This window comes from Algoriphagus sp. SE2 (genome assembly GCF_039563885.1).
In the GTDB taxonomy this organism is placed as follows: Bacteria; Bacteroidota; Bacteroidia; order Cytophagales; family Cyclobacteriaceae; genus Algoriphagus.
This window is the reverse complement of sequence record NZ_JBCLWJ010000003.1, coordinates 214,795-234,335: the sequence shown is the minus strand read 5'-3', so window position 1 is coordinate 234,335 and position 19,541 is coordinate 214,795. Positions and strand designations below refer to the sequence as shown.

The following is a 19,541-nucleotide window of genomic DNA, read 5'->3' as shown; positions in this document are numbered from 1 at the left end:
ACCCTCTAAATTGAACAACACATGAAAAAGACGATAAGCATCAACATCAGTGGAATTCTCTTCCACATAGAAGAAGACGGATACGATACGCTTCGAAAATATTTAGACGCGATCAATAAGCACTTCTCTTCTTATAAAGACAATCATGAGATAATCTCTGATATAGAAAATCGTATTGCTGAGATTTTCCTGAGCAACCTCAAAAATAACAAGCAGGTGATTACCGCTGAAAACGTGGAGAAACTCATAGAAAAAATGGGGACGATAGCGGATTTTGCCACAGTTGAAGAAGATAAAACCGAGGAGGAATTTGAAAATTCATCAAATCAGAAGGATGAGGATTATTATAAATATGTGACTCCTCCTGATTCAGAAAAAGGTGGATATAAAAAATTAATGAGACTTGAAAACAAGAAGATTCTTGGTGGAGTCTGTGCCGGTATTGCTCATTACTTTTCCATAGATCCTTTATGGACCAGGCTTATAGCTATCCTTTTATTATTCTCAGGAAATATCAGATTTAACTCAGGTCTTTTTGATTTGCCATTTGACAATCTGAGACTAGGATTGAATTTCGGCTTTTTTGCCGTGGTCGCATACATTGTTCTTTGGGTGATTTTACCTGTATCTTATGAGGTTGTCGAAGATAAAAATATCAAAAAACTTTACCGGAACCCTGATGACAAGGTCTTGGGTGGAGTAGCTTCTGGTTTGGCGGCTTATTTTGGAATAGAAGTAATCTGGACAAGGCTTGCTTTTGTATTCCTGATTTTGGCTGGCGGATCAGGGTTTTTGATCTATTTGGTATTGTGGATCATCACTCCCGTTGCAAGCTCTATCACAGAGAGGATTCAAATGAAAGGTGGGGAAATCACTTTAGATAACATTGATACAACCGTTAAAGAAAGTCAGAATCCTATCCCACAAGTACCAGAATCGAACACCAGAAAAATCCTATTGACTCCATTCAGAGTAATCGGACAGGTGATCGAAGCAATAGGTAAAGCTTTAGGTCCAGTAGGAAGAGCACTTATTTCAGTGATCAGAGTTATTTTTGGATTATTTGTATTCTTCCTGGGATTAGTTATCACGATAGCACCTTTGGTTGCATTGGGAGTTTATTTCGGAATTTTCACAAATGATGACTATGGAGTTATGATGGACAATTTCCCGATTGAACTCTTCTCTAATCTGGTACCTGTCTGGTTAGTAATCGCTTCATCATTCCTATTGATTATCCCTGGAATCATCATTTTACTCCTTGGATTGAGTGTCCTAGCAAAAAAGAATATCATAGGAGGAAGAATGGGACTTGTAGCCTTAGGACTTTGGTTATTATGTGTAGGGATTTGCGGTTTTCAGATTCCAAGAATCGTAGCCTTATTCAAATCTGAAAACTGGTATAAGAGCGAAGAAGTCCTTCCTGTTACTGAAGGAACAATGATTCTGAGTCTCAACCCTATCAGTGATGAAGCAACATTCAATAGAGTGAATTTAAGACTTGAAGGAACTGCGGATTCAACAGTGATCTTAGCAAAGGATGCATTCTCAAGAGGTAAAACAAAAGCTGAAGCGATGGAAAATGCTGAGCAAATTGTTTACAACTATAGCGTTAGAGACTCTTTGGTTACTTTTGATGAGGGCTTCGATGTCAATTCATTAAGTACTTTTAGAGATCAAAAAATAAATCTGGTTTTAAATATCCCATATGAAAAGCCATTTATTATGGAAAGATCTCTATTGGAAATTATCAGGAATACCATTTACAGAAATGGTTATAGATCTTCTCAGGTTAACCAAAGAAATATCTGGGTATTTAATGAGGCAGGGTTAGTTTGTGTCACTTGCGACGATGAAGAAAGCGACTCAGAAGATGAAGAATCAGTTTATTTGGATTCACTTTCCCGGGCACAACTTGATAGCATCAGTAAAGCAAAGTTTGAACTTAGCAAAACCCAATCTGATAGTATCTCTCAATAAGCCTGAAAGATAGATTGAAGGAATTGGGTATAATATTTAATTCAGAATTAAAATATCGGGAGGCATCCAATTGGATGCCTCTTTTTTTTGTAACTTCTGTTTTTAAAAAGAAGAAAACTATGAATGTGACTGTCAAGTTTCTAGGTGGAGCAGGGGCTGTAACAGGGTCAAAATATCTAATTGATTTAGGAGAATTTGAGTTTTTGGTCGACTGTGGCCTTTATCAAGGAGATAGAATGTTGAGAGCACGAAACTGGGATAAATTCCCAATGCCTCCCATGGATATGGAAGCAATCGTTCTAACGCATGCTCATTTAGATCATATTGGATACCTTCCTAAACTAGTCAAACAAGGTTTTTCTGGACCCATTTATTGTACGGAAGCAACTGCTGAGTTAGCAAAAATCCTCCTTTTAGACTCTGGAAAGCTTCAGGAGGAGGAAGCCGAATATGCCCGTAAAAAAGGTTATTCCAGGCATGAAAATCCTTTGCCCTTATATACTAAGGAAGATGCAGAAGCAGTTTTTCCACAATTTGTTCCAAAGCCTTTTGGATCTCCGTTCAATATCCATTCTAATGTAACAGTCACTTATTATTATGCAGGTCATATTTTGGGAGCTGCGATCACAAAAATTTTAGTAAAAGGGGATTCCCAAGAGAAAAAATTAGTCTTTTCTGGAGACTTGGGTCGATATCACGATCCCATTTTATTCCCTCCAACCCGAATACCAAAAGCCGACATCCTTTGGATAGAATCTACTTATGGGGATCGTGTAAGTCCTCCAATTAAAGCGGAAGATGAATTAGGAAGAGCCATCAGGGATACCTTTAATAGAGGTGGATTAGCTATTATTCCAGCATTTGCAGTGGGAAGAACTCAAATGGTTTTGTATTACTTATTCCAATTAATGGAAAAAGGAAAAATCCCAAAAGTGCCCATTTTCTTGGACTCCCCTATGGCCATTAATGCTACCAAATTATATTTAGATTTTAGAAGTGATCATCAATTATCTGCTGTCTTGGAGGAGCATGGCAATCATCCTTTCGATCACCCTCAGCTTCATTACTTTCAAAAACAGGAACAATCTAGATCTCTCAATGAATACAAAGGGAATGCAATTATCATTTCAGCAAGTGGAATGGCAACAGGAGGTCGTGTTTTGCATCATCTTTATCATCACCTTCCTGAGGAAAAAAACGGAATCATATTCGTAGGCTATCAAGCAGAAGGAACTCGGGGAAGAAGACTGGTAGAAGGCGAACCCGAAGTGAGAATCTATGGTAGGGATGTTCCCGTAAAAGCTAAAATTTACCAAATCGAAGGACTATCTGCTCATGCAGACCAGGAAGAATTGATAGATTGGGCGGAAGGTTTTGTAGATCGTCCGAAAATGACATTCATCATTCATGGTGAGGAAAAAAGCTCAGCTGTTTTGAGTCAAAAACTCCATGAAGAATTAGGTTGGAATACGATTATCCCCCAGTATTTGGAGTCAGTCATGTTATTTGAAAAAATCTAATCGAAAAATATAAATTTTCAAAAAATGAAAATGCTTTTGAAATTGTTCGGGTTCTCTCTGATTATTTTATCTTTTGCGGCATGTAGACCTTACGTACCGGAAGGACAAGGAATCATAGGAACAATCACGTGGATTGAGGGAAACCAAATGCCGATGATCCAAAATGGAGAAGACCCATCAAATAAGGCTAAAAAAGTAGAAAGGGTAATTCAAATATACCCGCTTACCAATATTGCGGATGTAAAAATGGAAGAAGGGTTAATTACTGCCATAGCCACAAAAAAAATTAAAGAAGTTAAAACAGACGGGACCGGTAAATATGCTATTGATATTAGCCCAGGAAGATATACCATTCTAACGGTAGAAGAAGACGGGTTATTTGCCAATATTTTTGATGGAGAAGGAAATATCCAACCTGTAACTGTAAAGGAAAAAGAGTGGACTCTTTTGGATATTTTAATAAACTATAAAGCATTCTATTAAAGCAAGGTTTTAAGTTTGATTAATTTATCCAGAATATACGATCCATAAATCGAAATCTATGACAAATGAAACCAATTGATCCAAAATCATTTTAAGAGGCAATAAATGCTTTTGGGTTTTGGTTTGTCTCTCCTTTTATTCTTATAATCTCAAGATATTTTAAGAAATAAATTTAATCATAACTTATTAACGATCAATGTTTTAAAATTTTTTTCTGAGATATTAAAAAAATAATCAACTTTTTTTCACTACCTCAAGCAACCATTTCAGAATGCTTTGCATCTACCTAATTGAAAGCCACTAGTAATGTTCAGCAGAACCAATTTTTCTACCGAATCAGGATTAATACAAGGATGCCTAAAGGGCGATCGGTCCGCTCAGCGCCACCTGTATGAAACCTATTCCGGGAAATTCTTGGCCATCTGCATTCGATATTTAAAAGATCGGGAACATGCTGAAGATGTAATGATAGAGGGATTCATGAAAATCTTTGATAAACTACCTCAGTTTCAAAACAAGGGAAGTTTTGAAGGTTGGATGAAACGAATTATGGTCACACAGGCTCTCATGACTTTAAGAAGTAATAGACATTTGATGATGGAAGTGAACATGGAAAACGATTCGGAATTTAAGGATCATAACTATGAACTCACATCATTGGAAGCGGACGAGCTGATGGAAATGGTACAGGCACTTCCTGTGGGATACAGAACAGTATTTAACCTTTTTGCAATTGAGGGTTATTCACACAAGGAAATCGCAGACTTGCTTGGAATCAACGAAAGTACTTCCAAGTCTCAGCTAAATAGAGCAAGGAATGTATTGAAAGAAAAAATTGCCAGTTTAATACCAAACGAAAGGAGAATCAATGGCTAAATCATCACATAAGTTGGATGAAGTTTTCAAGGAAAAACTCAACCAACATAACATCAAGCCCAGTGCACTAGCCTGGGAAAGACTTGAAAGGAAACTTCCAAAAGAAACCAAATCCTTCAAAGGATATTGGTGGGCAGCGGCTGCTTCAGTTGTGATCTTGATCTCTGTAGGCTATCTCCTATATCCAGTAATTTCCCCAGACCCTGGAGAAAATATGCTGGCAACAAATCAGGAAGTAATAATTCCAGAAGAACAGAAGGAAACAGTTTCAACAATACCAGAAAATATAACAACAGAAGAAATTGATAATCCAGAGGAGGGAACGATAGAAAATTCTTCCAACTCTATCCAAATTCTAGAACAACCAATAAAAGAAACTAATAAAGAAAAACAATCTAAAAGTCAGCCATTAATTAGCGAAGAAACTCCTAAAAATCTAATTGCAATGACCGAAACGCGAGAAGAAAAAGAGGAGGACATTTCTCAGGTAATTATTCCAGAAGAAAAGCTAGAGACAAAGCCATTGGTAGAACCTTCCTTGGAACTCCCAACTTTGAACCTTTCGAATGCTATAGCAGAGAATACCTCCACAACAGTAGAGGAACCTGCCTACCGTGTTAAAATATTTTCTGATGGACTCAAGGAAGAGCCTAAAGACAAAAGTCTGATTGCCGGTATCGGCAAAACAGTTAATGAAGTCGGAGGGCTATTAGGCAAAGTAGATCAGGGATTTGCAGACTTGCAAGATGCAAAAAACAACCTCTTTACTAATCTAACTTCCAAAAAAGAACAAGCTGATAAATAAGAAACCACCAAGTAAAAATCGAAACTAAATCATGAAAAAATATTTGTTATTATTCTGCCTGATGGCCCTGGTTCAAATCGGATTTGCCAGCAACCTGCCATCCAATGATACCTACAAAACTGTCTTGACCGACAGTGTCGTAGTAGAATTCGGTAAATCCGGAAAAATAGTCATCATTGTAGATAGCAAAGAGGACTTTGAAAAACTTAAGTTGATGAATATCAACCAGATCATTCGAGAATTGGATCTTAAAGAAAATGAAGATTCTGGAGAATTAACAATTGTAGAAATCAAGAAAAAAGATGGAACTACTAAGGAGGTAGTAAAAGTTAGGGAAGATTGGGATGAAACGGAAGTTTACATAGGAGGTATGAAAATACTCGTAGATGAATCCGGTGAAAACACTAAAGTTCGTTTCGAATCCGGTGGGAAAAAGAATAGTGACCCTCCTTTCAGAACTTATTTCAACCTGGATCTTGGAGTTAATAATTACCTCGATGGCTCCGGTAGTTTTCCAACTTCAGATAATCCATATTCAGTAAAAGGCTGGGGAAGTTGGAACGTAGGTATCAACTGGATGGCTGCACAGAGATTGTCAAAAGGATTCTATTGGGATTTCGGAATTGGATTTCAATTTTACAATTTCAAATTTGAAAACCGAGATTTTCAAGCTGTTAGAGGGGATGATATGATAGATTTCACTCAACGCATAGATGTCGACGGTTTTAAAAGCAAAATCTCTGCCTCCTATATCACCGCGATGACTATGTTAGAGCTGGATTTTGGTAAAATGAATGACAATGGTAAAAGAGGTTTAAGAATAGCGGCTGGTCCTTATGCTGGATATAGACTTGGAGGACAATCCAAATATGTTTACAGAGAATTAGGAGGCTCAGGCCGTAAGAAAGACAAACAAAATACTGGTCTTTACTTGAATAATTTCAGATATGGAGTAAGAGGAGAAATCGGAGTTGGAAGAATCACATTCTTTTCAACCTATGACCTAAACACTCTATTCCAAGACGGAAAAGGACCTGAACTGAACCCAATCACTTTTGGTATAGTATTCTAATCGCGAGGGCTTTAGCCCTCGCCTTAAACCACTTTTATCAATGAAAAACCAACTATTATTACTACTGCTAATCGTTTTTTCAATTAGCACGACTTATGCACAAAACGATCCTGATACCGTCATTTATACAAAAGATAAAGTCATCAAGGTATTTGGAAATTCCTGGAAATACTCCAAAAATGAAGAGGGAAAATGGATTCTTGAAGTAGAAGAGGAAAATGAAATCCAAATAAAGGATAGGTATAAGCCTAGAAAATTTAAAGTTGACTTAAACACAGAGCTAGGAATCAACTTAGTAAATCCTACCGATCAAATGCCAAGTGTAAAACCTTGGGGATCTTGGTATTATGCAATTAACCTAGAAGGGACCTTGAAGGCATCGAAGAATTTTCATTTGATTTCAAGTATTGGTGTCAACTGGTATAATTTCAAATTGGAGGACAGAAGTTTAATTGCTGTAAAAAACCCTGACGGAATCACCTGGGAAGAATTTGAAGGTGGTACGGGAACCAAATCAAAAATTTCTGCTTCCTATGCCAATTTCACTTTAGTGCCTACAATCCTCACAAATAACCAAAAGTTAAGACTGGGACTTGGAGGATACGCAGGTCTGAGAATTGGAGGAAGAGGGAAATTCGTTTATGATGATGTAAATGGGGATAAGAAAAAACAATTTGAGAAATCAAATATGTATGTAGAAAACTTCAGATATGGAGCCCGAGGAGAAGTTGGAGTGGGAGATGTAACGCTATTCTTTAATTATGATCTAAACAATTTATTTCAAGAAAATCTAGGGCCAGAAGTAAATGCAATGAGCTTTGGAATAACCATACGATAATCAACTAACCTATGAAAACATTATTCAAAATTAGCCCGGTAATTTTCGCATTCCTTCTGTTTGCGACTGAAAGTGTGGCACAAAATGTTATTGTCGACACTAACAAGACTTACTCAAATATCAGCAAGATAGAAGTAAGTGGAGGTTGGCTTAACGTTTCTTATGACGGAGGCTCAGGCTCAGATGTAAAGGTAGAAGCCTATTTGGAGTCTAATAACGAAGATCAAGACATAATCTTTGTTACAATTGGAGACGTATTAAAAATCTCCTACGAGCGAAAAAGTAATAGTAGTTCTTGGGGGAATAATCGAAACAAGGGGTTTATAAAAATAAATGGCCCAATAATGATGGCATTAGACATCAAAAATAGCTCAGGAACAATTTCAGTAGATGGAGTAAGCAACGATGAAACAAATCTCAGAGTGAGCTCTGGAAAAGTTTCAGCTTCAAACATAAAGGGAGATCTTAATGTGAAAGCAAGTTCAGGTTCACTTTCAATAGATGAAATAGATGGAGATGTCGTCGCCGAAGTAACTTCTGGAAATGCCGACATCAACAACGTATCCGGAAATGTAGATTATGAATCTACCAGTGGATCTTTGGATGCTGATTCTATTGATGGGGAGCTTAGTGCCTCATTAACCTCTGGAAATGCCAAACTTAGCAATATAGGTTCATTAGGACAGTTGAAATTTACTTCTGGCAACATAAGAGCTTCTAACGCAGGTCTTTCAGGAAACACAAGATTCAATGGTACCTCTGGATCTTTTAGAATTCAAACCTCTTCTGATCTGAAGTCCTACAACTTCTCTTTAAGAGCTTCATCAGGAAATCTGAAAGTCGGTGGCATCAGTACAGGAAAGAATTTAGAAATTGATAATGGAGCTTCCGATTGGATCAAAGGATCAATTTCTTCAGGAAATATTTCGATTGAAAACTAAACCAACTCAATTCTTAAAAAGCACCAACCGTTGAGGATTGGTGCTTTTTTATTCTGGTCTGGATGCTGCAAGAATCACATCTCTTTCTTTCTTTTTCAATTTCATTAACCTTCCCATTCTATCTGGAGTCGGTTTTGCCAAAGAAAAGAAGATAAGAGTTACTGCAAATAAGATAACGAAATAAGGGTTACCAAAAAACAATAAGCCTATTGTGGCTAATAAGGAAGATAAAAAGAGTAAAAAGAATCGCTCTTTAGTAGCATTGGAATAAACTTTTACTTTTTTTAAAAGCTCCTCATAATGAAAGCTTACCTTCAATTTTTTATGGAACAAAAAATATTGTATCGCCAAAAGGGCAGTACCGCCTCCCGCTAACATTCCATTGACAAAATCAGGAATTTCTGGAAGCTCCCAATCTAAATTTCCTGAATTATAATAAAGATAAACCATCCCGAAAAGAGGTAGAGCAATCAGCATTAAAATCAATACTAATTGCTCTAGACTTTTATAAATTTTCCGAATTTCTTCGATGTCCATCTGTTTTTGGAAATTACTCTATTCTGATTTTAACATTGTCAGTCATGGGTCTACCAACGCAACAAAGAACATATCCTTCATTGATTTCATTTTCATTAAGCCCGGCATCTTCATCCATTTTCACTTCCCCACTGAGCAATTTACCTCTACACGCGGTACATAGTCCACTTTGGCAACTATATGGCATATTTAAGTTTTGTGCCAAGCCTGATTCCAAGATAGTTTTATCAGGTGAAACGGTAACTAAATGCTCCTCTCCTTCCATCTCAATCATGACATCCCTTGTCAAACCTCCTAGGGTGGCAGCGGCTTCATGAGCAGCTTCTGCAGCAGCGGAGTAGAAACTTTCCTTATGGATTTTTTCCTTCTCTATATTCAAGGCAGTCAGCACATCCTGAGCTGTTTCCAAGATCCCTTCTGGACCACAGATAAAATAATCCGTTTGAAAATCCGATTCAGCTTCCGCTGTTTTTATTAAATCAGTAAGTGTTTCACTTTTTAACCGCCCAGACAACCCAGTCCAAGAATCAGTTGGTTGACTCAGATTATGAATTATTTTAAGTTTTCCAGTATGCTTATTCTCCAATTCATCAAGTTCTTTTTTGAAAATGATATGCTCTTCATGACGGCTGCAGTACAACAAAGTAACTTTAGATTTTGGCTCGTTGGCCAAAACGGATTTTAAGATGCCCATTATTGGCGTAATCCCACTCCCACCTGCTATCAAAAAGAAATGCTTTTGGTTCTTAGAATGGAAATCTGTTGTAAAATGACCGAGTGGCTTTAGTGTATTGATTGTTTTTCCAGGATGGATTTTCTCATTCAGATAGTTTGAAAAAAGCCCTCCCGGCAATCTTTTGACAGAAATCCCCGGAAATGGATCTACATAAGGAGAGGTACATAAACTGTAAGACCTCCTTTGTTCTTTGCCATCAAAATCAATTACCAAAGTCAAGAATTGTCCTGGCTTATATTCCAAAAATGGCTCTGGCTGCTCAAAATAAATACTTACTGTATCTGCCGTTTCTTTCACTACCTCCCTCACTTTCAAGGGTAAGTAAGCAGGTTTCTTAACTTCCTCCTTCTTTTTCTTAAATAAATTGAACATCCGAATTCTAAACTATTTAGTTGTCTGTAATTGAATTTGCAAAATTAACCTACTGGTAGAAAAAATCGACTTCTACACAGATTATTTCGAAAGGTTAACCTAATTTATGGGAAGAGGGTTCGGAAATATCTGACAAAAGTCCTGAAATCGGAGGCATAAGGTCAGAATTATGAAGTCAAAAGGCTAAATTGCACCTTTCAAAATCAAACGGAATATCCCAATGGAATTAAATGCGTTGACAGCAGTCACATCAGTTGATGGAAGATATGCCGGCAAAACAGCCCCTTTAAGAGCCTATTTTTCAGAATTCGCTTTAATAAAAAATAGAATTCATGTTGAGGTTGAGTATTTCATCGCACTTTGCGAATTGCCCTTACCTCAGTTAAAAGATTTTGACCACACTTTATTTTCTGAACTTCGATTGATCGTCGATCACTTTTCCTTAGAAGATGCCGAGAAAATAAAGGAGACCGAAAAGATTACAAATCATGATGTAAAAGCAGTTGAATATTTTCTAAAAGAGAAATTTGACATACTCGGCCTTGAGGCACATAAGGAGTTTATACATTTTGGTTTGACTTCTCAGGACATAAACAACACCTCAACTCCATTAATGCTTAAAACTGGAATGAGAGAGGTAATATTTCCTCAATTAGAAGCAGTGATGCTGAAGCTAGAGGAAAAAGCCGAAAGCTGGAAAGCAATTCCGATGCTTGCAAAAACACATGGTCAACCTGCTTCACCTACACGTCTTGGGAAAGAAATCAATGTATTTGTAGTTAGGATTGAGAAACAACTTGAACTTCTTAATCAAATCCCATACACAGCTAAGTTTGGCGGTGCCACTGGAAATATGAATGCACATCAAGTGGCCTATCCTGAAATAGCATGGAATGATTTTGCAGTCAAATTCGTCAAGGATCATTTGGGACTTGTAAGAAGCTTTCCTACTACTCAAATTGAACATTACGATAACTTGGCAGCGCATTTTGATGGATTAAAAAGAATCAATACCATTCTTTTGGATCTTGCAAAAGACGTATGGCAATATGTGGCTATGAATTATTTCAAGCAAAAAATTAAAGCCGGAGAAATTGGGTCTTCAGCAATGCCACATAAAGTTAACCCGATTGATTTTGAAAATGCGGAAGGAAATCTAGGCATTGCCAATGCACTTTTAGAACACCTTGCTGCTAAACTACCTATCAGTAGATTGCAGAGAGATTTGACTGATAGCACAGTCTTGAGAGTGATTGGAGTTCCACTGGCACACATGGTTATCGCTTTGGAATCTTTGGCGAAGGGGCTAGATAAACTGGAATTGAATGAGGCGGCAATTCATGAAGATTTGGATGATAATTGGGCAGTTGTAGCTGAAGCTATTCAAACGGTTTTGAGAAGAGAGGCCTTCCCTAAACCTTATGAAGCATTAAAAGACCTGACCAGAACCAATTCAAAAATTACTGAAAGTTCGATCAAGGAATTTATCTCAAACTTGCCCATTTCAGACGAGTTGAAAGCCGAATTAAATAAAATCACACCTTTCAATTATACTGGGATATAATAGATTTAAACTGTGAAAAATTAAAACCGAGACTAAAACGTCTCGGTTTTTTTATGCCCCTTATTCAGATTCATTTAATAAATTCATCAAAAGAATGAAGAAGTATGATTAAAATCCTGAAAACAGATTCTTCTAATATTGATTTTCAAAACTTGGTGAAGCAATTGGATGCTTACCTAGAAAAGATTGATGGGGACGAAACGGCATTTTATTCTCAATACAATAAGATTGACAAATTAAAACATGTTGTCGTCGCATTTGAAGACACAGTCCCTGTGGCTTGTGGAGCTATTAAGGAATTAGACCCAAGTCGGATGGAAGTAAAGCGGATGTATACTGTTATCGAAGCCCGTGGAAAAGGAATTGCAAGTCAGGTTTTATCGGAATTGGAAAAATGGGCTAGTGAAATGGGTTATAAAGCCTGTGTTTTGGAAACTGGGAAGCGACAACCTGATGCCATCGCATTATACGAAAAGGCAGGTTATAAACAGATCCCGAATTATGGTCAATATATCGGTGTAGAGAATAGTGTTTGCTACCAGAAATCTCTTCCTTAAATGTACTTTTAATCAGAATCCATTAATTAACAAAATCATTTACTCATCCTTGGTAAAAAAATCTCCGCCATCATACAACGTGCACTACCTCCACCTAGCTTCTCAATAGTAGGAATTGAAGGACTGATGATAGTCGTATATTTTTCAATCAATTGAATTTGCCCGATATTCAATGAATCCAGTGCGGTCTGTGACATAACAGTAAACTTCTCCCCTCCGTCATTACTTACCTCCAACATATTTCCAGCAAAGCTGAACTTTTGCTTTGGAGTAATGGGAATAACTTTTTTACCAGCTTTGGTGAGTGCTTTTTGAACTTGCTGCTTTTCAGAAGCTTTCGGAATACTATCTAAACATACTACAGCCAAATCCCTGCCTATGTGCATCATGACATTGGTATGATAAATCGGACTGGATTGACCATTTATTTCTTGGACCGCATGAAATCCTACCACTTCGTATCCCAGAAGTTGACCTACATAATTGAGGGGAAATGGATGAGTTCGTACGGAATAGCAGGCAAATATTGATTTGCTATCATGGTCAAAAACCATGCTTCCTGTTCCCTCCAAGTACTGCCCATCATTTTCAAAAAAACTCAAATCAATAATCTCATCAATCTGATATCCCTTTTTCATCAAAAGTTCAATTAGATCTTTTCTCCGCTCCAATCTTCTGTTTGGAGAGAACATGGGATATAAAATCAACTTTCCATTTGGGTGCGTACTAAACCAATTATTAGGAAAAACAGCATCGGTCTTAACGGGGTTTTCTGTATCCTCAACCACTTCAACATTCACTCCCTGATCTCTCAAAAGAGATACAAATCCATCAAATTCCTTTCTTGCCAAATCCCTTATTTCCAAAGAGGTTCTCTGATCCTGTTGCTGGTAAAAATTATTAGCTGCAGTCTCTTCATTATAGCCAAAATTAGCGGGTCGAACCATCAGGATATTAGAGGATGTCTGCATAACTATTACTTTTTGGGATATCTGTAGAGAACAGGTTGAATTTCAAATCGAACCTCACTGATTGTATAAAAGGCTTCTCCAAGGGGTGTAAAACCTATAGCTTCTCCTTGAGGCTCGGGACTATAAGGTAATCGGAAAGGGTCTCTAACTAAAGATTTTCCTATTTCCTCATCTCCCATTCGTTGCCAATAATAGACCTCAAGGTAGTTTTTAATAATGATTTGGGCACCATCCTGAGAGATATCTCCCCCTGTCGAACTTGTAATAGATAGTTTCAAAACCTCTTCCAAAATCGCCTCTCCATCTTCAAACTTTTCCGCCGGTAATCTAAATAATGTGTTTTGTTGATCTCTTTTAGAAATTATAAAAAGATCTCCTGAAAGAGGATCTACCATCAACGTTTCTGCATCCATAGGACCTTCTGGATACCTAAGATTAATCTTTTCAGGAGGCACTCGCATTGAAGATTTTAAATGGAGGGGTTCAGGTAATCTTAAGACCGTGATATATTCATATTGAGCTGAGTTATCCCCGATATCTCCTACATAGATACTGCTTTGACCATCTTTCCCTGGTCCCACTGCTATGTCTTCCCAGTCTCTATTCTTAGCACCCAATAGCTCGATTTCACCCAAAACGTTCCCTAATGAATCTAGAATATAAACAATGGGTTCTCCCCCACTATCATTATGCACATAGAGAAGGTCTTGATGCATCTTGCTAAAAGCCAATCCACTCATCTCATTTAGAATAGTGGAATTGACAGTTTTAATAGGAATTCCTTCCGAAAATATGGAGTCAACTGGAAAATCTTGGGCCTTAGCTATCAGAACACAAAATCCAAAGAAAAGAAAGAGAAGAAATGATTTCATAGTAACTTTAAATGAATCCTAAATTAGCCAAAAAGCCTATTCCATCTAAAGGAATTAACTTTTGACTGATAAGAAAACGGAATATTTATTAAATCAATTTACGATGGACCCTATTTTAAAAAAGATGACCTGGAAAGAAGGCATGAACATTTGGGTATGGAATACTCCAGATGATCTTCAAGATTTAACCGATTCTTGGAAGAACATGGGTCTTATGGGTCCCAAGAAAAACCCAGACTTTATGGTAGCCTTTGTCCAGACTGAAGAAGATATAAAAAAGTGCTTTTTCGAGATGCAGACATTAGCACCGGAGGATCAACAAATATGGATTGCATACCCGAAAAAAACCTCAAAAAAATATAAAACTCAGATAAATCGGGACTCAGGATGGAGTTACTTAGGTGAATTTGATTACGAAGGCGTTCGCCAAATCGCAATCAATGAGGACTGGTCTGCCCTCCGTTTCAGGAAAACAAAGTATATAAAAGTAATGACCAGAAAATTCAGTGTGAAAGATCAAAAATAAAAGACGGATCTATCACCAATAGCTTGAAGATAAACCCGCCTTATATACTAAATACTAAACGGCAGTTTATAGATTCTTTTACCGTTCATTTTATACATAGCATTTGCCAGAGCCGGAATAAAAGGAGGAACCGGAGGCTCTCCTACACCCGTTGGTTTGACTTGGCTTTCTACGATATGAACATGAATCCTTTTCGGTGAAGCTGGCATCCTTATCATCTGATAGGTATCAAAATTATTTTGTTGAACCTGACCCTTATCGAATGTAATTGCTGAGGTTGTAGCTAAACTTGTTGCGAATTGTGCCCCACCTTCAAATTGAGATCTTATTCTATCTGTATTCACTGCAACACCGCAATCCACGGCATAGTAAACATCTGAAATCACTGTATTGCCATCACTTCCCTTTTCTAAAATTACCACACAACCAACATACGTAAGGAAGCTTTTGTGAGCTGCAAATCCCATGATTTTTCCAGCAGATTTATTCGCTTCCCAATTTGATTTTTCAGCAACTGTTCGGATGACATTTTTCATTCTCCCCGTATTCCAAGGATAATTTTCAATTTTCTCTCCATAATTCTCATAAGCCCCTCCGACAATTTCAGGTTGAAAAACAATATCCCTGTCTTCGCCAAATAATTCCAACGCATTTTCAATTGGGTCCTTACCTCTTGCTTCTGCGATTTCATCCATCATAGAATGAATGGCAAAAGCATGATGAATGTTACTTACGGAACGAAGCCATCCAATTCTTGTATTACCGGTGGATTCATGGGATTCAATTCTGATATTGGGCACATCAAAGGGAAAATCCACACAACCCAAGCCCATTTCTCCATCGGAAGGATGTAGTTCTTCTTTGCTTCCTGTGGATCCAATAGCAGGGAAAACAGTTTGATGATTCCAACCAGTTAATTGCCCAGAACCATCTAAAGAAGCCTTTATTCTTTGTGCACTATGAGAATGGAAAAAGTCAAAATGTAAATCATCCTCTCGGGTCCACTGAACACGAACTGGAGCTTTTACAGCTTTGGAAAGTGTAGCCGCCTCAACAACAAAGTCTGGCTTAGACTTTCTACCAAAACCTCCTCCCAACAAGGTGACATTTACTCTAACCTTAGCTATATCTGCTCCGACAGCTGCAGCTACTGCTCCCCGAGCCCATTGGGGATGTTGAGTTGGGGCCCAAACTTCACAGGAACCATCCTCTTTGTAATGTGCAATAGCAGCCGGCGGCTCAATGGTCCCGTGAGCATAATAGGGAGCTTCATAAGTTCTTTCAATCACTTTTGAGGCAGCTCTTCTCGCTGAATCGAAATTACCTCGCTCTCTTCTGACTTTACCGTTTCCTTTCGTACTTTCCAACATTTCTACTAGCTGTTGGTCAGAATTATAATTTTGATTTTCTCCTAAGTCCCACTCGACTTCCAGTGCATCACGACCCTTGATGGCAGACCAGGTGTTGTCAGCAATTACCGCTACTCCTTCAAGTGCTTTATCGAGTCCGGGAGGAAATCCAGAACCTTCAATTTTAACCACCTGACTCACTCCAGGAATTGCAAGGGCTTTTTCATCATTAAAAGAAATTACTTTTGCTCCTATCACAGGAGTTCTTTTGATGACGGCAATTTTCATATTTGGCAAATCCACATCTGCTCCAAAAACAGCTTTCCCGTGGGTAATATCTTTCAGATCATAAATCGCTACATCTTTACCAATCAAATTATAACTCGAAAAATCTTTCAACTTTACATCTTCAGGAGCAGGCACCGGAGCATCTTTGAGTTTATCCACCAACTGCCCAAATTCAACTTTTTCACCTTTTCCAGCATGGATCACCATGCCATTTTGAGTGTCACATTCTGAAGCTTCCACACCCCATTCAGCGGCCGCCGCAGAAATCAACATATGCCTTGCGGTAGCACCGGCTTTTCTCATAGGCTCATAGAACATTCTTACAGAGAAAGATCCATCAGTATTCTGATTTCCATACTTATCCTCATCGCCCTCGGCCTGAACGATTTTGATTCTTGACCAATCAGCTCCCAACTCATCTGCCATGATCTGGGGAAGGGTGGTACGGATTCCAGTACCCATTTCAGATCGATGTGCAATGAGGATTACCTCGTTATCTGAATTGATACTGATATAAACATTGGGGGCAAATGTAATGGTCTCCCCTTTTGGTCCGGAGCATTGGAAGTTTACTCCTAGTAAGAGCCCTCCAGTGGCTAGTGAACCAAGTTTTAAAAAGTCTCTTCTTGAGGCTGCAAAAACCTTACTTTGGTCTTTTCTATCTTTATTTTTTTGAAATGGTATATTCGAAAACATGATGCTAGGGTTAAGTGAAAGAGATTAAAGTGATTTTGAAGCGGTCATGATCGCTTCTTTGATTCGATTATAGGTACCACATCTGCATAAATTACCAGCCATAGCCTCTTCAATCTCCTTTTCGGAAGGGTTTGGATTTGAATTAAGTAAAGAAGCAGCATTCATGATCTGACCCGATTGACAATAGCCACATTGAGGTACAATATGTTCCTCCCATGCTTTTTGAACTGGATGGTCTCCATTTTCTGAAAGTCCTTCGATTGTGACAATTTTACCTTCTCCTATAGATGATATAGGCACCGAACAAGACCTGACAGCTACTCCATCTAAATGAACTGTGCAGGCACCACATAAAGCCTGTCCGCAACCAAATTTGGTTCCTTTCATTCCCAAAAGATCTCTGATTACCCATAAAAGAGGCATATCCTCCAGGGCATCTATTTCTCTTTTCTCTCCGTTGATCGTTAATGTATATTTTGACATTGAGTTTTGAGTTAATGGTTTAAATAAATATCAATATTTCAGTTGTTTCAAGCTCCAATTAAATTCCATTTCTCCCGGTAAGGTCTAAAAAGTAATTGGTTTGCTGCATCATTATTTTTGAAAAGTTCTTTTTTAGAATCCCACTTCAATTCTTCTTTCAACTTAAAAGAAATCAAAGCCAGGTGCATAGGCATGGTCATACCTCTTGCGTATTCAAGATAAGACTCCGGTTGAGATCTTGCTTTTACAGCATCGATAAAATTCTGTTGATGTCCTGGAGATCTGATTATAGTTTTTGGAATTTCCGGAATATCCTCCATTATCTGACCATCAATGCGTATTTCTCTAGTAGAATAGTCACAGATTAATGTTCCTTTAGTTCCTTCGAAATAAGCTCCAATCCCCCTTCCTTCTGCTCCTGGAACATTTGGTGGCGTAGAGGTCCAGTGGAGATCCAATTTTTTAAATTTAAAATCCACATCGATCCATTTTGGAGTGTCCCCTGCGCCATCAGATTTTTCTCCATTGGCAGAAACCTTTTTCAGTCCTTCCGGCGAAATTGACCACCAAACAATATCTGCGATATGACACCAAAAATCCTGAAAAACACCACCTGAGTACTCCATAAAATAACGATAGCTGAAGTGACACTTTTCAGGAGCATAATCCGAATAAGGAGCCGGCCCAAGCCACATATCCCAATTCAAATTGGATGGAGGTTCCTGATAATTCAAAATAGGAATCAATGGAGGTTCACCCGTTTTCCAAAGTCTCACTGTCTTAATTTTTCCCAAGACTCCGGATTGAATGATTTCTGCAACTCGATGATAATTATCCCCGGCGTGAATTTGAGTTCCTAACTGAAAAATTCGACCTGTTTGGTTTTGCGAATTTAGCATCAATTTCCCTTCGTGTTGGGAATAAGAAAGCGGTTTTTCACTGTAAACATCTTTCCCTGCCTGAAAGGCCAAAATAGTTATTTGAGCATGCCAATGATCCGGAGTTGCAATCGTCACGGCATCAATATCCTGTCTTTCCAAAACCTTTCTGAAATCTGAATAAATCTGAGCTTTTGTATCAGGATGAATTTCTTTCAGTTTAGAAAGTGCTTCTTTTGCGTGAAGCTCATCCACATCACATAAGGCCACAATTTCTGCCTCCGGAAGATTTGCAAACCATTTTAAATGGTTTAATCCCATACCCCCTAAGCCAATATGAGCGATTCTAACACGATCAGAAGGAGCAGCTCGAGAACCTTGGAACGGCAAAAATTGTAAACCAAGAGCTGTAAGAGCAGAGTATCTGACAAACTCTCTTCGGTTTATTGACTTAATCATAGTCAGTCGATTTTGGGTAAAAATTCTACATTCTTCAAATTACAAAATCTCATGGAATTTAAATCATTTAATCTTAAAATGTAATTTAACTCAGTTTTTCAAAAAATAAGTCTCTGATTTTGATGATGAAAGAAGATTAGAGCAAGAATTTTTAGACAAGGGTTTGGAATAAATAAGTTAGCCTCCTACATTTGCAACACCAATTCGGAAAACGGTCCGAAAAAAACAAATAAATTCCTCCTTAGCTCAGTTGGTTAGAGCATCTGACTGTTAATCAGAGGGTCCTTGGTTCGAGCCCAAGAGGAGGAGCATTTAAAGCCTTAATTCGAAAGAGTTAAGGCTTTTTTATTAAGATTAGGTATGGACTTTTTTATATGCATACTTTATTCTTTTTCTTTTGACAATTTTCATATAAGGTATACCTACAACCCCAAATGAAGGTTTTTGGAACACAATGAAAGCAGGTTCCCCACTTACACTTCAACGTTCCGTCTATGGGAAAATAGTACTATTCAAAGTAAAGGGGTCAAAACCGGAAGCTTTGAGGATTGAAAAGTTTTTAAAAAAGCAAAAATCCAAATCTCTTATACTCAAACTTATCAACCCAGAATTTATAGCTAATGGAAATTTAGCTCTATTGGTTAGAGTCCCGTATGTACGGGATTAATTAGAGGGTCCTTGCCCACGATAAGAACCAGGGCGATCCTAACCCACCTGCGGCCGGCAGGGAGGAGGATA

General features: G+C 38.0%; 18 protein-coding genes and 1 tRNA gene. 12 read left to right on the top strand and 7 right to left on the bottom strand.

Translation table 11 applies throughout. The annotated features are described in order from the left end of the window. The first annotated feature begins 21 nt into the window (after nucleotides 1-21). From AAGF08_RS05110 to AAGF08_RS05075, 8 genes are all read left to right on the top strand, one after another. Complete coding sequence (locus AAGF08_RS05110) at nucleotides 22-1,980, top strand: PspC domain-containing protein (protein ID WP_343510009.1); 1,959 nt, start codon at nucleotides 22-24, stop codon at nucleotides 1,978-1,980. A gap of 119 nt (nucleotides 1,981-2,099) precedes the next feature. Next, entirely contained in the window at nucleotides 2,100-3,500 is a 1,401-nt protein-coding gene (locus AAGF08_RS05105; RefSeq protein ID WP_343510198.1) for an MBL fold metallo-hydrolase, read from the top strand. A 24-nt stretch (nucleotides 3,501-3,524) separates the two neighbouring features. Further along, a complete protein-coding gene (locus tag AAGF08_RS05100) occupies nucleotides 3,525-3,983 on the top strand; it encodes a carboxypeptidase regulatory-like domain-containing protein (protein ID WP_343510008.1) in 459 nt (152 codons plus the stop codon). Between the two features lie 306 nt (nucleotides 3,984-4,289). Beyond that, nucleotides 4,290-4,859: a sigma-70 family RNA polymerase sigma factor gene (locus tag AAGF08_RS05095; RefSeq protein ID WP_343510007.1), complete on the top strand. Its 570-nt coding sequence runs from the start codon at nucleotides 4,290-4,292 to the stop codon at nucleotides 4,857-4,859. Further along, nucleotides 4,852-5,664 carry a hypothetical protein gene (locus AAGF08_RS05090; protein WP_343510006.1) on the top strand — a complete coding sequence of 271 codons (813 nt, stop codon included), beginning with the start codon at nucleotides 4,852-4,854 and terminating at the stop codon, nucleotides 5,662-5,664. Before AAGF08_RS05095 ends, AAGF08_RS05090 begins: the two co-directional genes overlap by 8 nt. A 31-nt stretch (nucleotides 5,665-5,695) precedes the next feature. Beyond that, a complete protein-coding gene (locus AAGF08_RS05085) occupies nucleotides 5,696-6,736 on the top strand; it encodes a hypothetical protein (protein ID WP_343510005.1) in 1,041 nt (346 codons plus the stop codon). 40 nt (nucleotides 6,737-6,776) lie between these two features. Next, a complete protein-coding gene (locus AAGF08_RS05080; RefSeq protein ID WP_343510004.1) occupies nucleotides 6,777-7,574 on the top strand; it encodes a hypothetical protein in 798 nt (265 codons plus the stop codon). 11 nt (nucleotides 7,575-7,585) lie between these two features. Further along, nucleotides 7,586-8,515 carry a DUF4097 family beta strand repeat-containing protein gene (locus AAGF08_RS05075; protein WP_343510003.1) on the top strand — a complete coding sequence of 310 codons (930 nt, stop codon included), beginning with the start codon at nucleotides 7,586-7,588 and terminating at the stop codon, nucleotides 8,513-8,515. Between the two features lie 48 nt (nucleotides 8,516-8,563). Here AAGF08_RS05075 and AAGF08_RS05070 read toward each other — a convergent pair whose 3' ends face one another. After that, nucleotides 8,564-9,052, bottom strand: a complete 489-nt coding sequence (locus AAGF08_RS05070; protein WP_343510002.1) for a hypothetical protein — start codon at nucleotides 9,050-9,052, stop codon at nucleotides 8,564-8,566. Nucleotides 9,053-9,065: 13 nt separating this feature from the next. Further along, nucleotides 9,066-10,160 carry a ferredoxin--NADP reductase gene (locus tag AAGF08_RS05065; protein WP_343510001.1) on the bottom strand — a complete coding sequence of 365 codons (1,095 nt, stop codon included), beginning with the start codon at nucleotides 10,158-10,160 and terminating at the stop codon, nucleotides 9,066-9,068. A 220-nt stretch (nucleotides 10,161-10,380) separates the two neighbouring features. Between AAGF08_RS05065 and purB the strand changes: the two genes are divergently transcribed. Both purB and AAGF08_RS05055 read left to right on the top strand, forming a co-directional pair. After that, nucleotides 10,381-11,724: an adenylosuccinate lyase gene (purB, locus tag AAGF08_RS05060; protein WP_343510000.1), complete on the top strand. Its 1,344-nt coding sequence runs from the start codon at nucleotides 10,381-10,383 to the stop codon at nucleotides 11,722-11,724. Between the two features lie 104 nt (nucleotides 11,725-11,828). Next, on the top strand, nucleotides 11,829-12,281 hold the full coding sequence (locus tag AAGF08_RS05055; RefSeq protein ID WP_343509999.1) for a GNAT family N-acetyltransferase: 453 nt from the start codon (nucleotides 11,829-11,831) through the stop codon (nucleotides 12,279-12,281). Between the two features lie 35 nt (nucleotides 12,282-12,316). Here the strand turns inward: AAGF08_RS05055 and ctlX are convergent, their stop codons facing one another. Both ctlX and AAGF08_RS05045 read right to left on the bottom strand, forming a co-directional pair. Continuing rightward, nucleotides 12,317-13,258 (bottom strand): citrulline utilization hydrolase CtlX, encoded by a 942-nt coding sequence (gene ctlX, locus AAGF08_RS05050; protein ID WP_343510197.1) that lies wholly within the window; start codon nucleotides 13,256-13,258, stop codon nucleotides 12,317-12,319. After that, the gene (locus AAGF08_RS05045; RefSeq protein ID WP_343509997.1) at nucleotides 13,258-14,124 is read right to left on the bottom strand and encodes a hypothetical protein; all 867 of its coding nucleotides are present in this window, start codon (nucleotides 14,122-14,124) and stop codon (nucleotides 13,258-13,260) included. The genes ctlX and AAGF08_RS05045 overlap by 1 nt, the downstream gene beginning before the upstream one ends. A 103-nt stretch (nucleotides 14,125-14,227) precedes the next feature. Between AAGF08_RS05045 and AAGF08_RS05040 the strand changes: the two genes are divergently transcribed. Further along, complete coding sequence (locus AAGF08_RS05040) at nucleotides 14,228-14,650, top strand: hypothetical protein (RefSeq protein WP_343509996.1); 423 nt, start codon at nucleotides 14,228-14,230, stop codon at nucleotides 14,648-14,650. Between the two features lie 47 nt (nucleotides 14,651-14,697). On the opposite strand, the gene AAGF08_RS05035 is transcribed toward AAGF08_RS05040, so the two are convergent. Genes AAGF08_RS05035 through AAGF08_RS05025 form a run of 3 tightly spaced genes read right to left on the bottom strand, consistent with a single transcriptional unit; the run spans nucleotide 14,698 to nucleotide 18,803 of the window. Continuing rightward, on the bottom strand, nucleotides 14,698-16,983 hold the full coding sequence (locus tag AAGF08_RS05035) for a molybdopterin cofactor-binding domain-containing protein (protein WP_343509995.1): 2,286 nt from the start codon (nucleotides 16,981-16,983) through the stop codon (nucleotides 14,698-14,700). Between the two features lie 24 nt (nucleotides 16,984-17,007). Continuing rightward, nucleotides 17,008-17,466 (bottom strand): (2Fe-2S)-binding protein, encoded by a 459-nt coding sequence (locus AAGF08_RS05030; RefSeq protein WP_343509994.1) that lies wholly within the window; start codon nucleotides 17,464-17,466, stop codon nucleotides 17,008-17,010. Between the two features lie 47 nt (nucleotides 17,467-17,513). Next, a complete protein-coding gene (locus AAGF08_RS05025) occupies nucleotides 17,514-18,803 on the bottom strand; it encodes a Gfo/Idh/MocA family oxidoreductase (RefSeq protein ID WP_343509993.1) in 1,290 nt (429 codons plus the stop codon). Between the two features lie 235 nt (nucleotides 18,804-19,038). On the opposite strand from AAGF08_RS05025, the gene AAGF08_RS05020 reads away from it, so the two are divergent. After that, nucleotides 19,039-19,112 (top strand) — tRNA-Asn (locus AAGF08_RS05020). Nucleotides 19,113-19,541 lie beyond the last annotated feature (429 nt).